This is a genomic window from Bradyrhizobium sp. 147 (genome assembly GCF_023073935.1).
In the GTDB taxonomy this organism is placed as follows: Bacteria; Pseudomonadota; Alphaproteobacteria; order Rhizobiales; family Xanthobacteraceae; genus Bradyrhizobium.
The window spans coordinates 99,131-115,852 of the sequence record NZ_JADPKL010000087.1 but is presented as its reverse complement, the minus strand read 5'-3'; the positions used below and the strand labels follow the sequence as shown (position 1 = coordinate 115,852).

Sequence of the window (16,722 nt, the reverse complement as noted above, 5' to 3'; positions counted from 1 at the left end):
GCGCTTTGAATTCTGCTGAACCTAAGACCGTCGTGAAGGCTTGGGCGCAGCGACGGCGCGCATTTTGGCAGATCCTGCTGTTCTCGGCGGGCCTTTTGGTGCTGACCGTGATCAGCGCCGGCTCCGTCTACCTCGTCAACAAGGCCAGGGATGATAGCAAATGGGTCATCCACACCATCGAGGCCGAGAACCAGATTAACGCCCTCCTGCTGGAAATCCGGCGTGCCGAAAGCTCCGCCCGGGCCTACCTGCTGACGCGAGGGGCGGATTTCAAAGCCGACCATGACAAAGCCGTGGCGGCCATCGTACCTGCCCTCGACAGGCTTACGCACCTGATCGGCGACAATCCGGAACAACGCAAAAGCATCGACAAGCTGAGCTCGGCGATCGAGACGCGGCTCGGCCAATTGGCGCAGGAAATCGATTTCATCCGCCAGGATCAGCCGGAAAAGGCCACAGCGCTGGTTCGCGAGTTCGCCTCTACCGACGCCACGGCCGCGATCGCCGAAATCGCGACCGGAATGCTTCAGGAAGAGGAACGGCTGTTCCGCCTCCGCACGGCCAATTCCGACCGCAGCCAGACCCTCGCCGCATCGATGACCGGCATTGGCTCCGGCCTCGTCGTGCTGCTGGCGATGATCTCAATCTGGCTGGTGCGGCGTTCGGCGCGGGCCCGCGACGAGGCCGAGAACCGCCTGCGCGATGCCTATGCCAACCTCGAGACTGTCGTCGATGAGCGCACCGCGGACCTGCGCGAAGCCAATGACGAGATTCAGCGCTTTGCCTACATCGTCAGCCATGATCTGCGCTCGCCACTCGTCAACATCATGGGCTTTACCAGCGAGCTCGAAGAGCTCGGCGGCGACATTTTCCGCCGTATCGGCGGTCTCACCCATGTCGCCGCCGACGGGCCGCCGCCCGCTTCCGGCGAGATCGTGCTCGAAGGCGCCGACAAGCAGCTTTCGGAGGACTTCTCCGAAGCGCTCGGCTTCATCAAGACGTCGATCGCCAAGATGGATCGGCTGATCTCCGCCATCCTCAACCTCACACGCGAAGGCCGCCGCGAATTCCAGCCGGTGAAAATCGACACGGGCGAGCTGATCGGAGCCATCGTGTCGACGCTGGCGCACCAGGCCGCCGAGGCACAGGCCGAGATTCAGGTTGAACCCCTGCCCAACCTCGTCAGCGACCGCCTCGCGCTCGAGCAGATCTTCTCCAACCTGATCGACAACGCCATCAAATACCTGAAGAGCGGCGTGCCCGGCGAGATCAGAATCCGCGGGCGCACCAAGCTCGGCTACGCGATCTTCGAGATCAGCGACAACGGCCGCGGTATCGATCCGAAGGATCACCAGCGGATATTCGACCTGTTCCGCCGCGCGGGAACCCAGGACAAGCCCGGCCAGGGCATCGGTCTTGCACATGTGCGTGCACTTGTGCGTCGCCTCGGCGGCACCATGTCGGTATCATCGGAACTGAACGCTGGCAGCACGTTCACGATCACGCTGCCGATCGCCTGGAACATGAGCAACCGGAACGCAGATCGATGACTCAGCCAGTTACCATCATCATGATCGAGGACGACGAGGGCCACGCCCGCCTGATCGAGCGCAACATCCGAAGGTCCGGCGTCAACAACGAGATCGTCTCCTTTGCCAACGGCACGGACGCGATGAGGCATCTGTTCGGCGCCGACGGCACCGGGCTCGTGCAGAAGGGCAATGCGCTCCTGATCCTGCTCGACCTCAACCTCCCCGACATGACCGGGATCGACATCCTGAAGCAGATCAAGGAGAATAAATATCTGAAGGCTTCGCCCGTGGTGGTGCTGACCACCACCGATGATACCCAGGAGATCAAGCGCTGCTACGAGCTCGGCTGCAACGTCTACGTCACTAAGCCGGTCAACTACGAGAACTTCGCCAATGCTATCCGGCAGCTCGGCCTGTTCTTCTCGGTCATCCAGGTCCCGCCCGCCGCCACATGAATCAGCACACGCCAACACTGCTCTACATCGACGACGACGACGCGCTGGCGCGCCTGGTCGATCGCGGCCTGACGCGGCGCGGCTACAGGGTCGTTCATGCCGCGAGCGGCGAGGAAGGCCTTGAGCGCATCCGCCGCGCGGGCGCCGAGGGCGGCATCGATGTGGTGGCACTCGATCAGTATATGCCGGGCCTCGACGGGCTGGAGACGCTCGAGCAGATCATGGCGATCCCGGACGCGCCCCCGGTCGTGTTCGTCACGGCGTCGCAGGATTCCAGCATCGCGGTCACCGCGCTGAAGGCCGGGGCGGCCGATTATCTGGTCAAGGACGTCCAGGGCGATTTCATCCCGCTCCTCCACGTCGCCGCCGAAGGCGCGCTGCGCCAGGCCGAATTGCAGAGGGCGCGCGAGGAAGCCGAAGCCGAGATCCACGCCTCGCGCGACCGCTACGCGGCGCTCGCCGCCGAACGCGAGCTGCTGCTGCGCGAGGTCAACCACCGCGTCGGCAACTCCCTCCAGATCATCGCCTCGCTTCTGCATCTTCAGGCGAGCTCCGCCGCGCAGGACGAGGTCAAAGCGGCGCTGACCAATGCCATGGGTCGCGTCGCCGCGGTCGCGCAGGTGCACCGCCGCCTCTACACCTCGCAGGACCTGAAGAGCGTGGTTCTGAACCAGTATCTGGACTCGCTGCTCGAGGATCTCAGGCGCTCAGCCGAAGGCAACCGCATGTCCCGCCTGACGCTGAAGGCCGAGCCGATCGAGATCGATCCGGACCGCGCCGTCGCCGTCGGCATCATCGTCAACGAGCTGGTGATGAATGCGGTGAAATATGCCTATCCCGATGGCGCCGGCCCGATCCATGTCGAGCTGGCCTCGCAAAGCGACGATCTCCTGCTGTCGATTACGGACGATGGTGTCGGTGATAATGGCAAGGCGGATCCGCGCTCCACCGGCATGGGCCAGCGCATCGTCGCGGCCATGGCCGCCAAGCTCGACGCCTCCGTGGAGCGTGATCCCGCCCATTCCGGGACCCGCATCGTGCTCAGGTTCCGCCGCGTGCCCACGGCCCCCGGCAAGACCAACCACGCCGCCGCGGGCTGACGGCGCGAGGCGTTGCGTCACCCATCGCAACCGCATCGCGATCCTGCTATTGTCGCGCGCCATGACGTCTCGCGACTCTGCCTCGTCTGAAATCACGCCGGCCGTGCTGTTGCGTGCCTATGCCTGCGGCATCTTTCCGATGGCGGAAAGCGCCGACGATCCGACCCTGTTCTGGGTCGAGCCGGAACTGCGCGGCGTGATCCCGCTGGAGGGATTTCGCGTCGCCTCGCGCCTCGCGCGTACGGTACGCTCGGATACGTTTCGCGTGACCGTCAACACCGCGTTCAAGGCGACCATCGCCGGCTGCGCGGCGCCGCAGGCCGGGCGCGAGGACACCTGGATCAACAAGCGCATCCGCGATCTCTATGGCGGCCTGTACGAGCTCGGCCATTGCCACAGCGTCGAGGCTTGGCAGGGCGACGACCTTGTCGGCGGGCTCTACGGCGTCAGCTTGGGCCGCGCCTTCTTCGGCGAGAGCATGTTCCACACCGCGCGCGACGCCTCGAAGGTCGCGCTGGTGCATCTGGTCGCGCGGCTCATCCATGGCGGCTTCGAGCTGCTCGACACGCAATATGTCACCGAGCACTTGAAGAGCTTCGGTGCGGTCGAGATTTCGCGGCGGCGCTACACCGCGCTGCTCGACAAGGCGCTCGCCGGCGAGCCCGGCGATTTCCTGAGGCTCTCTGCCGGCGAACCGATCCCGGGCGCACGCGCGCTCGATATCATCGCCTCGCGGCAATGATCACTGAGTTTACCGGCTGAAGCCCGGGAAATTGAACAGGCCAGGCTGCTGCGGCGGCGGTGGCGGTGCGGGCTGCTGTTGCGGAGGTGGCGGCAAGGGCTGCGGCGGACGCTGCTGCACGGCCTGCTTCGGCACAGCCTTCTTCTGCGCAGGCGGTGGCGGGGCCGGCTTGGCCGCGGGGTCCGGCGCGGCGGTCGCAATGGTCTGCTGCGGTTCTTTGCAGTCGGTGAGCCAGATGTCGTAGATCGGGTGCTCGACGCCGTGCAGGCCGGGGCTTGCGGCATACATCCAGCCCGAGAAGATGCGCTTCACCTCGCCTTGCAAGGTGATCTCGTCGACCTCGACGAAAGCGTCGGTGTTGGTGGCCTCCGTTGCCGGCCGCGTATAGCAAGCGTCGGTCTTGACCCGCAGCGCGCCGAACTGGACGGTCTCGCCGATCTCCTCGTCGAAATTGATAATGCGTCCGGTGATCTTGTCGAGACCGGAGAAGGTCGCCTTCTTGTTCACGATCTTCTGGGCCGGCGGCTCGGTGACGACCTCGTCGCCCGGCTGGAGGCTCGCCGGCGCCTGCGGGACTTCGCCCTTCTGCTGCGGCTGGCGCTGACCGGGCCCACCCGGGGCGCCTTGCGGACCGGGCGGGGCGATCGCCGCGGATGGCGGCTGGTTCGGCGGAGCCACGGTCGAGCCCGGCGGCGGCGCCAGAGGCTGGGTCTCGACCGGCCCCGGCATCACGTTCCCCTGCCGGCCCGGAGGCGGCGGCATCGGGCGCGACGGGAGCACGCGGCCCTGCGGCGGCAGCTCCGGCACCTCTTCGTCGTCTTCGGGGATCTGCTGCGGCTGCGGCTGGCCGCGCGGAATGTTGCCGGGCGGCCGCAGCGGCGGCGGATCGGAGAAGATCGTGCCGATCTGCGCCTGCGCAGGCGTCGCAACCGTCAACACGGTGGCGGCCAGCAGTGCCGCAAGGCCTGTCAGGGAAAAGGTTTTGAACATCTCGCGCGGCTTCAACAGCGAATCGGGCTCGTTGGACACTTTATAGGGAATACCGCCGCTCGCAGGCCCTCCGGTTAACACGGCGAATACGGCGGGGGAAGGGCGGTATCCCTGCCCCCCCCCCGGCGCCGACTGGCCAGACCGGCCTCCCGATGGGATAGTCGGAGGACAGCCCCTTCCCGGGAGGCGGGCATCGCCGTGCGAAACGACATCCAACCAGAACTGGAAACCCAGAAGGCCGCTGCCCATGCCCGTTGTGCTCGATCCCGATGCTGCTGCCGTCTACAAGGCCTTCCAGGAGGCGGGCCGCCCGGCCTACGAGACCCTGACCGCACCGGAGGCGCGCGCCTATTATTCGCAGGCGCGCTTTGCCACCAACCCCGAGCCGCCGGAGCTCGCCCGCGTCGCAGAGCTCGCGATCCCGGCGCCGCATGGGGTGATCCCGGCGCGCCTCTATGTTCCGAACGAGCCGCGCCGGCACGACGGCCTGTCGCCGGCGCTCGTGTTCTTCCATGGCGGCGGCTGGGTCATCGGCGATCTCGACTCCCACGACGTTGTCTGCCGCCAGCTCGCGGTCGAGGGCGCGCTAATCGTGATCTCGGTCGACTACCGCCTTGCGCCTGAGCACAAGTTTCCCGCCGCACCCGAGGACGCTATCGCCGCGACCGGATGGGTCGCCGCCAATGCGCGCGAGCTCGGTATCGACGCCTCGCGCCTCTCGATCGGCGGCGACAGTGCCGGGGGCAATCTCGCCGCGGTCGTCGCGCTCGCCGCGCGCCACGGCAACGGTCCCGCGCTCGCAGGACAGGTGCTGATCTATCCGGCGACCGATTTCGCCATGACGCACGGCTCCCACAGCGAGCCCGAGACCAGCGTGCTGCTGACCCATTCGGTGATCCGCTGGTTCCGCGACCACTATCTCAACGGCGCCGCCGACATCCATGACTGGCGCGCCTCGCCGGCGCGCGCGACGAGCCTTGCCGGCCTGCCGCCGGCCTACGTACTCACCGCCGGTGCCGATCCCCTGCGCGACGAAGGCGCCGAGTACGCCGAGCGCCTCAAGCAGGCCGGCGTGCCCGTCACTTACAAGCATTATCCCGGCCAATTCCATGGCTTCTTCACCATGGGAAAATTGCTGCGAGAGGCCAATGTCGCCGCGCGCGAGATCGGCGCGTGGTTGAAAGCATTGGGCTGAACGCCGTTTGCATGGCCTCTCTTCTTCGATCATTTTTCGCCCTCCCCCTGCGCGGGCTGACATGGCTCGGCGGCCAAGGCACCCGCGCGGTGGCGGCCATCGTGTTCATCGCCGTCGCCGTGCCGCCGCTCGGCGCGCTGCTGCGCCCCTATGTCACCGAGGCGATCTTCCTTCTGCTCTGCATCTCCTTCATGCGCGTCGATCTCGTGGCGCTGTACGGACATCTGCGCCGGCCGGCGCTGGTCGCAGCTGCCACCGCCTGGACCACGATGGGCGTGCCGCTGATCGTCGCCCTCGCCGCTTACGTGACCGGGCTCACCACTAGCTCGCCCGGCCTTGCGCTTGCGCTGATGCTCCAGGGCACGGCCTCGCCGATGATGGCCTCGCCGGCGCTCGCCGCGCTGATGGGCCTTGATGCCACCTTGGTGCTGGTCACGCTGGTGACCTCGACCGCGCTCGTGCCCTTCACGGCGTCCCTGTTCGCGAGCCTCTTTCTCGGCGGCATGCTCAGCATCTCGCCGCTGACGCTCGGCCTCAAGCTGCTCGGCATCCTCGCTGCCTCTCTGCTTGCCGCGACGACCATCCGTCGCCTGTTCGGCACCGACACGATCCAGCGCCACAAGCGGCCGATCGACGGCCTCAACATCATTATCCTGCTGGTGTTCGCCTCTGCGGTGATGGGCGACGTCGCCACCGACCTCGTCGCCGATCCCCTCTTCACGATCGCCGTCGCGCTGCTCGCGTTTATGGTCTACTTCACCCTGCTTGCCGTGACGACGCTGATCTTCCGTCGCGTCGGCACCGAACGCGCCTTCGCGATCGGCCTAATGGTGTCCCAGCGCAATCTAGGCCTGATGCTGGCAGCAACCGCCGGCGCGCTGCCGGCGTCGACCTGGCTCTATTTCGCGCTGACGCAGTTTCCGATTCATCTTGCGCCGTACATGCTGATGCCGATCGCGCGGCGATTGACCGCGCGCGCAGATACTTCCGACGGAGCAACGGCAAGTAGCGCTACCTAAGCAGTGCGCATAATCCAGGATGTCTGCTTCCGCGCGTAATTGGACCGGGGCCCACGCTGCGAATGTCCTCTGTACCCCGAATCAGACTTTCAGTGCAGCATTCGGCTACAACGCCAGTTACGCGGGCCACTGTTTAACTGTTTAAATCCCACATAGCCTGCTTATACCTTTAATTCGCAGGCCGCCGGCGAAGCGTCTGCCACGGCTCCTAACAGTGGGCAGACTGGGGCGGAGGCCAAACTTCGTCCCGCTTTCGTCTCGCTGCTTTCCATTATGCGCGAGTAACCGCACGTCGAAGTCCTGAGTGAGTCCAATGCGGGTTCAATGTTGCGGTGACTGAGCGTCCTCAAACGGCTCTTGATCTGCGGCCCACTTTGGCACGCCGTCTTCGGCCGATTGTTCTCGCTTCTACGTTTCGGAGCCTTCTTCGAAGCGTCTCCACTTCTCTAAGCTCCGCCACGATCGCTTGCAGACGTTCGCGCAGGACAGCGCAAGTATAAACCTGACCAGTGCTGGACATTGCTGCCTCAGAATATGATTTGAACTCAGAAGTCGACGAAAACACCAAGAACACCAAGGAAGTGAATATTCGCGGCCGAAACTCAGTGAGCTAAAGCTGCAGTCGCCAGATGCTCCCAGTACTCTGCCTCGGCGAGCAATTTCCAGCTTCTCTCAGGATAAAGCGCGGCAGTCTGCCGGCAAAGTGACGCCATTGCGCGAAAGCGGCGGGCAGCTTCCATTCCAACCTCCCGTGTTTTCCCCAACATATTTTTTTATTTTGTGGTGGAGTCATCACGATTATCGAACATAACTAAATTTGTTATTTTGTCGCAGTTAATTTGGTTCTGACACCGTGCCGCGCGTGAACTATTTTCGCTTTTGGCTTCACATCAATTTCGAATGCTTCGGTACTAGGTCGTGTTGCGCCCCGATTGCGCATCTCCGCCCGATCGCGCCTCCCCGCGGGAGCGAGCTGGGCGGCAACACAGCTATGCAAGCTCGTGAGCGAGCATCCTAATGTCAGAAACCGAACCGACTGCCACCCGCGAACTCCTCTCTAATTGATCCGTTGCTGAGAACCTGAATCTTATTGGCGATTTAGCCCGGCGCAAATGCCGGGCTTATTCGCCATGCTCATCTCTGCGCCCAGCTCGAAGAACGACCATGTGCGTCGGCACCCGAGCCTTACCAGCGGCCATTCCACCAACGGTCTCGTTCGCAGCTCACTCCTCGAGCAAGCTATCATTTCCCTTGGGCCCCGTGATGGTCTGACCTGGTGCCGGGCGATAGCGCAACTCGCGCTCGCGAGGTGCCGGGCGATCAGACGGGTCGCGGCCGAGCTTGGATTGTAGCTCGACGAGGTCGGTGAAGACGTCGGCCTGGCGGCGCAGCTCGTCGGCGATCATCGGCGGCTGGCTGGCAATGGTGGAGACCACGGTGACCCGCACGCCGCGGCGCTGGACGGCCTCGACCAGGGAGCGGAAGTTGCCGTCACCCGAGAAGAGCACCATCTGGTCGATATGCTCGGCGAGCTCCATGGCGTCCACGGCGAGTTCGATGTCCATGTTGCCCTTGACCTTGCGGCGGCCGGAGGCGTCGATGAATTCCTTGATCGCCTTGGTGACGACAGTGTAGCCGTTGTAGTCGAGCCAGTCGGTCAGGGGACGGATCGAGGAGTATTCCTGATCCTCGATGATGGCGGTGTAATAGAACGCCCGCAGCAACGTTCCCTGGCTCTGAAATTCCTTCAGCAGGCGCTTGTAATCGATGTCGAAGCCGAGCGTCTTGGCCGTGGCATAGAGATTGGCTCCGTCGATGAAGAGCGCAATCCGGTTGGAAGATGACATGATGCCTTGACTTCTGGGACGAGGTGGCATGCCGCGGGCTGAGTGCACATTAACGAAGGCGGCACGTTCAACCCCTTTAAAGGCCCATGCTATACCGGCGATCATTAGCCTTCAAACGATTTGCTGTGAGCCGAAGATTAATTCGCAATATCCAAAAGCACGAACAAACGTCTCGGATGAGACAGCGCATCTGCATGGATTGGGCGGCCCGGGTATTCTCGACCTGCCCGCAACTGCTGCAATCAAATCCTTATGCGCTTCCGTGCGCCATTTCCGCAGACCTATTGAGCCCCACCCGCCTGGCGGCAGGAGGGGCTCAACCACATGAGCTGGCCACTGCATTTTGCAAGCGGGAGATGCTGGAGCGGGTTTGGATTCGGCCCAGGATCTCCCAGCGGGTACACAATGAATCCATGGCGCTGCCAAATTTGAGCCGCATCGCGGCCCATCTTGCCGCGAAGGGTCGAGCTGGTAGGGGGGCGCAACACCGGGAGTTTTCGATGTCCGGTTATTTGCGGCTTTGCTTGACGAGTTTGGTTCTTGTTGGAGCTCTTGCAGCGACACCTGCGTTTTCCAACCCTTTTGCCGACCTTTTCGGTAACGCTTCGCGCGAGCCCGCGGCAAGCCCTCCCGTGCAAGCGGAATGCTTGCCGCGGCCCGGCGACTCGACCGGCGCCGGCCAACACTGGGTCTATCGGCGGGACGGCCACCGCAAATGCTGGTTCCTGGCCGAGGGTGTCGCGCGGGTGCAAAAGCCGGCGCATCGTCGCGTCGCCAACCGCGGCGCCAATCCCGACCAGAACGAAGCCGCGCGGCTCAGGCGCAGCCCGGTGGTTGATGCACGTGCGGAGTTGCAACGCTCCGCACCGGCAGAGGGGGTCCAGCCGATGCCGCCTGCACGCGAAGTCAAGGTGGCTGATGCCGCCTTCGTTGTCGGCACGGGCACGACGGCCGTGATGCCAGCCGCACCTTTCACGGATCTTCCCACCGGCCAGTACACGTCCGAGCATTCCGTGCCGTTCCAAATTGACGTGGAGAAGCCCCTCGCGCCGGTACGCGACGCGGCCGCCGCCTCGGTGCCACCGGCTATTCCGGTGGGCATGCCCCCTGCGGAGGCGGGCCATGAAGGAAAGGGTTGGACAGCAACCTGGCTGGGCTTGCTGCTGATGGTCCTGGGAATCGGCTCTGTCTTAAGCTCGAGCCGTGCGCTGCGCGAAGCGGTGCTGTTGCGCAGTTGAGGAACGAAGCGCCCGGGGCCACACCAGGCGGAGGAGGCGGATGCGAAGCTGCCGCGCCGCCTGATCGGTGACTCAATCTCGAGGAGGTCGACGGCAGCGCCGGCGGCGTGACGGCCGCAAACATTCCGCACGTCTTCGAGAACTCGCGCCGACGTCTCAGGCACGGTATCCGCCGCCTTTCAAATGCCAATGCGTTGGACCGCACACGGCGAGGTCCCGCCCTCGCGCGCCCTAACCTGCCCGTGCCGCGCGCCGCAGCGCCTGAGGCGGCTGGCCGAAGGCCGGATGAAGGCGCGCCGCATTCGCTCGGGGTCGCCGAATCCGGTCACTTCGGCGACGAGCTCGATCGCCTCGCGCGAGGACTGCACGCGCTCGCGTGCCGCTTCGAGCCGCAACCGCTCGATTGCTTTGGATGGCGTCGTGCCGGTCTCGGCGGCAAAGGCGCGGGCGAAATGTCGCGCGCTCATGCCGGCGCGATCGGCAAGGTCCTCCACCGTCAGCGGCGCATCGAGATTTTCGCGCGCCCAGGACAACAGCGCGCCGAAGCGGCCGTTCGGCGCCTTCAGCTCCAGCAGCGAGGAGAATTGCGACTGGCCGCCGCTGCGGCGATGATAGAGCACGAGCTGGCGCGCGGTCTGCTGCGCGATCTCCTCGCCGTGGTCCTCGGTGACCATCGCGAGCGCGAGATCAATGCCCGCGGAGATGCCTGCCGAGGTCCAGACATTGCCGTCGCGGGTGAAGATCTGGTCCGGCTCGAACTTCACCTTGGGATATCGCGCGACGAAATCGCGCGTCCGCCCCCAATGAGTGGTGGCGCGGCGCCCATCGAGCAGGCCGGCTTCGGCCAGCACATAGGCACCCGAGCAGACGCTGGCGACCCGCACGCCACGCCGCGCCAGCCGCTGCACGAAGGCGCGCGTGACCTCACAGCGCGCGGCGTCCGCGACGCCCACGCCGCCGGCCACGACCAGGGTCGTGATCGCATTCGCCGGCTTGAAATCGCGCGCCATCATCTCGACTCCGGACGAGCTGCGCACGAGCCCCGCTTTCGCCGCCAGCACGCGAATGCCGGGGGCCATGCCGGTGCAGCGCGCGGCGACCTCGAATGCCGAGATCGGGCCTGCCGCGTCGAGCAACTGAAAATCCGGGAAGATCAGGATGCCGATCATAGTCATGTCCGAAATTGAGGGAATTATGCCATTTCGGACGGAATGGCACCATGCGATCCTGCCGGCGTCAAGCTCATTCTCGGAGGCTCCCATGTCGTCACCGCTCCAGATCGGACTCCTGGTGTTTCCGCGCGTCACCCAGCTCGATTTCACCGGACCCTTGCAGGTGTTCGCCATGCTTCCGGGCGCGAAGCTGCACTTGATCTGGAAGCGGATCGAGCCCGTGCCGAGCGATTCCGTGCTGACGCTGACGCCGACCACGACCTTTGCCGACTGCCCGCAACTCGACGTCATCTGTGTGCCCGGCGGCGGCGGCACCAACGACCTGCTCAACGACGAGGAGGTGCTCGATTTCCTGCGCTGGCAGGCCGAAGGCGCCAAATACGTCACCTCGGTCTGCACGGGATCGCTGGCGCTCGGCGCCGCCGGCCTATTGAAGGGCTACCGCGCCGCCACCCATTGGAGCGCGATGGAGATGCTCGGCCAGTTCGGCGCAACGCCGACCAGGACACGCGTCTGCATCGACCGCAACCGCATCACCGGCGGCGGCGTCACCGCCGGCATTGATTTCGCGCTGACGCTGGTCTCGATCCTGGTCGACCGCACCACGGCGGAAGCAATCCAGCTCCAGATGGAATACAATCCCGCCCCGCCGTTCAATTCAGGCTCGCCCGACACCGCGCCTGCCGAGGTGCTGGCCCTGCTCCGCGAACGCGGCGCGCAAAACCAGGCGCGGCGGCTCGAGGCGGTGAAGCGCGCAGCTGAGCGGATGGCGTAGCCTGCGCTCTCGCGTCCCGGACGCGCCCAACATGTAGCGCTGCGCTGCGTCTGGGGCACGCGCACTTCGTGCTGGTCCCCCAAAGAAATTCGTGCTGGTCCCCCAAAGAAAAAGGCCGCTCGGTTTCCCAAGCGGCCTTTCCTGTCTTACGGCGGCTGCACATTCCATCGGGCGATTTCGAACTTCCAGACCGGGGGCCTATCTCCGCGATCGAGTCCTGGTCGGCGGCCGCTGCATCTCGGGACAGTCGCGAACTGTTGCCCGAACCGAACGCGATGGTCTCCCATCTCCGTAAGATGGGACCATTGAGCCGCATCGCTGGCGGGAGCGCAACGCCGGCGCAAGCGGCATCCCCGCTGTTCCCGTTGTCCCCAGCGGTACGAGACGGATGCGCGTGCATCCAGTGGCGCGATGAAGATTCGCGTCCGGGCAGACGCTCAGTTGGCGGGGGTCCAGGGCTGATAGTCGCCGGTCGCCTTCGGCCGCCGGCCGCTGGCAAGGGTCGAGCCCGAAGGACGGTAGGCCTTCGGCGTACCGGTGAGATTCGGCTGGTGCGGCTTTTCCCACTCGCGCGGCTGATAGTTGGTCTCGGTCGGCGGCACATCGACGACGTGATGGATCCAGCCGTGCCACGACGGCGGAATGCGGCTCGCTTCGGCATAGCCGTTATAGACGACCCAGCGCCGCTCGAAGCCGAGCGTCGGATCGATCGCCCCGCCGCGGGTGCGATAATAGAGATTGCCCTGCTCGTCCTGGCCGACCAGCTCGCCGTACCGTTTGGTCCAGAGCTGGGTGCCAAACGTCTGGCCATTCCACCAGGTGAAGAACTTGAGAAAGAATTGTTTCATGCGGCAAGGGCCCTGCTTACTCGGGTCCTGATGCCATCCGAACGGCAAAATGTCCAGTTCGGAGGGTCCGTCGGTGCCTCCGCAGATCCGGCTACCGAGCAAGATCTGCCGCAAAGCGGCCGCGATCCATTCATCCCGGGTACAGCGGCAGCGGCTGAAGCTCTCTTTCGCACGCAAACCGGCGTGATCCCAGGAACCCCAACGCTTTCATAGGGTTTGCTTCCGGGAAAGGAGTTTGACCATGAACAGTCTGAAATACCTGAGTGCTGCCGCGGCGATGGCGTTGGTTCTTCCCTTGGCGAGCCCGAGCTTCGCGCAGAGTCGTGCCGCCGTGGTCGGAGCGGGCGGCGCCCATGTCGGCGGTGGCGGCGGTGGCGGCGGTGCTCATTTCGGCGGAGGCGGTGCGCGCATGGGCGGTGGCGGCGCCGCGTTCCAGGGCGGTGGCGGCAATTTCGGGGCCGGCGCAGCGATGCGACCAAGCGGCGGCGGTTTCGCGGCCGGCACCGCGATGCGTCCAAGCGGTGGCAGTTTCGCGGCCGGCACGGTGAGCCGCCCCGCGATGTCGCCGTCCTTCAGCGGCAGCCGCAGTGTCGCAACCGCGGGCAACTGGCAGGGCGGGGGCAACTGGAGCGGTCGCCACTGGCATCATAGGCACGGCGGCTTCTGGCCCGGCTTCGCGGCAGGTGCGGCGATCGGCGGCCTCGGCTCGTACGCCTATTACGGCGGCGGCTATGGCTATTACGACGACCCCTATTACTACGACAGCTATTATGATGAGCCAACAGTGGCCGTGGTGCCGGACGGCGGCGGCGACTCGTCCACTTATTGCGCACAGCGCTACAAGTCGTACGACCCGGCATCGGGTACGTATCTCGGCTATGACGGCCGGCGGCATCCTTGCCCGTAAGCCGATCTGTGGCATTTGAAGCAAAAGGCGTCGCAGCGATGCGGCGCTTTTCTCGTATTGGTCGTGCGCTTCACTTGCTGCGCGCCTATTTCGGACCACGCTTCATTCAAAGGGACCTTTATTCACCGCGCCGTGCATACCCCTTGCCATCCAATCCAAAATTGACCCGACCTACGATTCGCGGATATCACCATCACAGTGGGGACCTCGATTGCTGGGAAGTGTCATGCCGCGTATTCTCGTGGTTGATGACGATCCGATGGTCGGTGCGACCATCGAAGTCCTCCTCCAACGTCAGGGCTTCGACGTCACGCTGACTGACGGCGGAGAAGCGGGATTGGCTGCGCTCGAAACTCAGGCTTTCGACGTGATGCTGGTCGACATCTTCATGCCGCACATGCGCGGCTTCGAGTCCATCCGCATCTTTCACGAGCGCGCGCCGGCTACGCCGCTGATCGCGATGTCCGGCTACGCCTTCGCCTCGTCCGCCTCGCCTTCCCCCGACTTTCTCCGCATGGCGCTGGAGCTCGGCGCGACCCGCTGCCTGCGCAAGCCGTTCACCCCGGACGCGCTGCTGACCACGATCCGGGAATGCCTCGCCGGTGCCGCCGAGAGCGCACAGCCGAAGGACAAGAAAGAAGCCCCTTGATTCCAACGCAGCGCGTCATTCTCGGTGCTGGACTTGCCATCCTCCTGATCATCACCGCAGCCTCGATCGCCCTCGACTTCAAGTCGCGGTCCGATGCGGCTTGGGTCAACCAAGCCGTCCAGGTGCAGAAGAAGATCTCCGACCTGCGCGTGCTGCTGCGCCGTGCCGAGAGCGCCGCGCGCGGCTACGAGCTCTATCGCAGCGCGGGTTTCAGCGATGAGTTCCAGGCAGTCCGCGCCCGGATCGGGCCGGCCCTCGCCGAGCTCAAGCGCGACGTGCGCGACCATCCCGATCAGGTCGCGCTGCTGGAGGGCACGGAGCCGCTGGCACTGCGCCGGATCGAGATCGCCGCCGCGGCGATGCGCCTGCGCACTGAGAACGACCAGTCCGGCATTGCCGCGCTTAACGGCAAGGCCGAGGGCCGCGGCCTCATGGACACGGTGATGCGCAATCTCGACCATCTGAGCGCCGAGGAAGAACGCTTGCTCACCGCGCGCTCCCAGGATTCGCGCCGCACCGGCATCGTGCTGCTCGGCATCGACGTTGCGGGCGCCGTGCTGATCCTGCTCCTTGTCGGGCTGGTGATGCGCGAGAGCCGGCGGACCACGGTCGCGCTCCAGAGCACGCTGACCGAGACCACGGCCGCCAAGGAGGCGCTCGAGGCAGCGGTGGCCGAGCGCACCGAGCATCTGGTCGCAGCCCACGACGAGCTGCGCCTGTCGGTCAACGTGCTCCAGAGCACGTTTCGCAGCATGGCGGAGGCGGTTCTGGTCATCGATGCCGAGGGCACCGTCCTGCTATCCAATCCGGCCGCCGAGCGCATGTTGTTGCATCGCGCCGGCATGAATTTGCGCAATCTGCGCGCGCTGTCGGATGTGTTTCACGGCGACGGCGTCACGCCGCTGAAGGCCGACGAGCTGCCGTCGACGCGCGTGCTGCGCGGCGAGCAGTTCGAAGAGCTGGAGATGATCGTCCGCCCGCACGGCGACAATTCTCCCCGCCATCTCATGATCAGCGGCCGGCCGATGCGGGATGGGCAAGGTAATATCTCCGGCGCTGTACTGGTTTATCACGACGCCACCACCTCGCGCGAGACAGAGCGCCAACTCTATCAGTCGCAGAAGCTGGATGCCATCGGCAAGCTGACCGGCGGCGTCGCGCACGACTTCAACAACATGCTGACCGTGATCTCCGGCAACACGGAGACGCTGGTGGCGAGCCTGAAGGACCAGCCCGAGCTCCAGCGCACGGCGCGGCTGATCGACGATGCCGCCGAGCGCTGCGCCGACCTGATCCAGCATCTACTGGCGTTCGCGCGCAGGCAGCCGCTGCAGCCGCGCAACGTCGAGATCAGCGCCGCGGTCGCGGACATCGCAAAGCTCCTGCGCCCCACTCTCGGCGAGCAGATCCAGATCGAGACCGTGCTGGAACAGGGGCCGATGACGGCGCATATCGATCCGTCCCGGCTCACCAATGCCGTGCTCAACATGGCGATCAACGCTCGTGACGCCATGCCGAACGGCGGCAAGTTGCTGTTCGAGGCCCACCGGGTCGAGCTCGACGAGGCCTATGCGCAGAACAATCCGGACGTCCGGCCCGGCCCTTACGTGATGCTCGCCGTCAGCGACACCGGCACCGGCATGCCGGCCGAGGTCCAGCAGAAGGCGTTCGAGCCGTTCTTCACCACCAAGGAAGTCGGCAAGGGCTCGGGCCTCGGCCTCTCCATGGTCTACGGCTTCGTCAAGCAGTCTGGCGGCCACATCAAAATCTACAGCGAGGAAGGCTACGGCACCACGATCAAGCTCTATCTGCCGCCGGGCGAAGGCACGGTGGACGTGGCCACTCCCGTCGCGCCGCAGGCCCAAGGCGGCGCCGAGACCATCTTCGTGGTCGAGGACGACACCTTGGTGCGCAACTTCGTCACTGCGCAGCTGCAGAGCCTCGGCTACAAGACGGTGGCCGCGGCCGACAGCCGGGCCGCGCTGCAATTGATCGAGGCCGGCCAGCCGTTCGATCTGCTCTTCACCGACGTCGTCATTCCCGGCGGCATGAGCGGCCGCGAGCTCGCCGAGGAGGTGGCCAGGCGCCGGCCCGGCCTGAAGGTGCTCTACACCTCCGGCTATACCGACAACGCCATCGTCCACCACGGCAAGCTCGACGACGGCGTGTTGCTGCTGACGAAACCCTACCGCCGCAACCAGCTCGCCGCGATGATCCGGAAGGCGCTCGGCGGCGGGATGCCGGCAACCTAAA

The 16,722-nt window shown here is 65.2% G+C and carries 15 protein-coding genes and 1 pseudogene; 11 read left to right on the top strand and 5 right to left on the bottom strand.

Translation table 11 applies throughout. From position 1 onward, the window contains the following. The first annotated feature begins 32 nt into the window (after positions 1-32). The 4 genes from IVA87_RS20380 (at position 33) to aat (ending at position 3,829) form a co-directional block, all read left to right on the top strand. Positions 33-1,550: an ATP-binding protein gene (locus IVA87_RS20380; protein WP_247334872.1), complete on the top strand. Its 1,518-nt coding sequence runs from the start codon at positions 33-35 to the stop codon at positions 1,548-1,550. After that, positions 1,547-1,987: a response regulator gene (locus tag IVA87_RS20375; RefSeq protein WP_247297127.1), complete on the top strand. Its 441-nt coding sequence runs from the start codon at positions 1,547-1,549 to the stop codon at positions 1,985-1,987. The genes IVA87_RS20380 and IVA87_RS20375 overlap by 4 nt, the downstream gene beginning before the upstream one ends. Then, positions 1,984-3,087, top strand: coding sequence for a histidine kinase dimerization/phosphoacceptor domain -containing protein (locus IVA87_RS20370; RefSeq protein WP_247297130.1), 1,104 nt, complete (start codon positions 1,984-1,986; stop codon positions 3,085-3,087). The genes IVA87_RS20375 and IVA87_RS20370 overlap by 4 nt, the downstream gene beginning before the upstream one ends. A 61-nt stretch (positions 3,088-3,148) precedes the next feature. Next, the gene (aat, locus tag IVA87_RS20365; protein WP_247277247.1) at positions 3,149-3,829 is read left to right on the top strand and encodes a leucyl/phenylalanyl-tRNA--protein transferase; all 681 of its coding nucleotides are present in this window, start codon (positions 3,149-3,151) and stop codon (positions 3,827-3,829) included. Positions 3,830-3,838: 9 nt separating this feature from the next. Here the strand turns inward: aat and IVA87_RS20360 are convergent, their stop codons facing one another. Further along, positions 3,839-4,858: a DUF2155 domain-containing protein gene (locus tag IVA87_RS20360; protein WP_247334721.1), complete on the bottom strand. Its 1,020-nt coding sequence runs from the start codon at positions 4,856-4,858 to the stop codon at positions 3,839-3,841. A gap of 208 nt (positions 4,859-5,066) precedes the next feature. On the opposite strand from IVA87_RS20360, the gene IVA87_RS20355 reads away from it, so the two are divergent. Continuing rightward, positions 5,067-6,014, top strand: coding sequence for an alpha/beta hydrolase (locus IVA87_RS20355; protein WP_247297134.1), 948 nt, complete (start codon positions 5,067-5,069; stop codon positions 6,012-6,014). Between the two features lie 11 nt (positions 6,015-6,025). Continuing rightward, positions 6,026-7,033, top strand: coding sequence for a Na+-dependent transporter (locus tag IVA87_RS20350; protein WP_247297136.1), 1,008 nt, complete (start codon positions 6,026-6,028; stop codon positions 7,031-7,033). Between the two features lie 602 nt (positions 7,034-7,635). Here the strand turns inward: IVA87_RS20350 and IVA87_RS20345 are convergent. Both IVA87_RS20345 and IVA87_RS20340 read right to left on the bottom strand, forming a co-directional pair. Further along, a complete protein-coding gene (locus IVA87_RS20345) occupies positions 7,636-7,773 on the bottom strand; it encodes a hypothetical protein (RefSeq protein WP_247297138.1) in 138 nt (45 codons plus the stop codon). Positions 7,774-8,256: 483 nt separating this feature from the next. Next, positions 8,257-8,880, bottom strand: coding sequence for an NYN domain-containing protein (locus tag IVA87_RS20340; RefSeq protein ID WP_247297139.1), 624 nt, complete (start codon positions 8,878-8,880; stop codon positions 8,257-8,259). A 500-nt stretch (positions 8,881-9,380) separates the two neighbouring features. On the opposite strand from IVA87_RS20340, the gene IVA87_RS20335 reads away from it, so the two are divergent. Next, positions 9,381-10,118, top strand: coding sequence for a hypothetical protein (locus IVA87_RS20335; protein ID WP_247297141.1), 738 nt, complete (start codon positions 9,381-9,383; stop codon positions 10,116-10,118). Positions 10,119-10,349: 231 nt separating this feature from the next. Here the strand turns inward: IVA87_RS20335 and IVA87_RS20330 are convergent. Then, a pseudogene (locus IVA87_RS20330) lies at positions 10,350-11,287 on the bottom strand (GlxA family transcriptional regulator). Between the two features lie 91 nt (positions 11,288-11,378). On the opposite strand from IVA87_RS20330, the gene IVA87_RS20325 reads away from it, so the two are divergent. After that, positions 11,379-12,065 carry a DJ-1/PfpI family protein gene (locus tag IVA87_RS20325; protein WP_247297142.1) on the top strand — a complete coding sequence of 229 codons (687 nt, stop codon included), beginning with the start codon at positions 11,379-11,381 and terminating at the stop codon, positions 12,063-12,065. A 437-nt stretch (positions 12,066-12,502) separates the two neighbouring features. Here the strand turns inward: IVA87_RS20325 and IVA87_RS20320 are convergent, their stop codons facing one another. After that, positions 12,503-12,913, bottom strand: coding sequence for an NADH:ubiquinone oxidoreductase subunit NDUFA12 (locus tag IVA87_RS20320; protein ID WP_247277255.1), 411 nt, complete (start codon positions 12,911-12,913; stop codon positions 12,503-12,505). A gap of 241 nt (positions 12,914-13,154) precedes the next feature. Between IVA87_RS20320 and IVA87_RS20315 the strand changes: the two genes are divergently transcribed. The 3 genes from IVA87_RS20315 (at position 13,155) to IVA87_RS20305 (ending at position 16,721) form a co-directional block, all read left to right on the top strand. Further along, the gene (locus IVA87_RS20315; protein ID WP_247297149.1) at positions 13,155-13,820 is read left to right on the top strand and encodes a BA14K family protein; all 666 of its coding nucleotides are present in this window, start codon (positions 13,155-13,157) and stop codon (positions 13,818-13,820) included. Between the two features lie 226 nt (positions 13,821-14,046). Further along, positions 14,047-14,469 carry a response regulator gene (locus IVA87_RS20310; protein WP_247297150.1) on the top strand — a complete coding sequence of 141 codons (423 nt, stop codon included), beginning with the start codon at positions 14,047-14,049 and terminating at the stop codon, positions 14,467-14,469. Next, on the top strand, positions 14,466-16,721 hold the full coding sequence (locus IVA87_RS20305) for a CHASE3 domain-containing protein (protein WP_247334718.1): 2,256 nt from the start codon (positions 14,466-14,468) through the stop codon (positions 16,719-16,721). The genes IVA87_RS20310 and IVA87_RS20305 overlap by 4 nt, the downstream gene beginning before the upstream one ends. Position 16,722 lies beyond the last annotated feature (1 nt).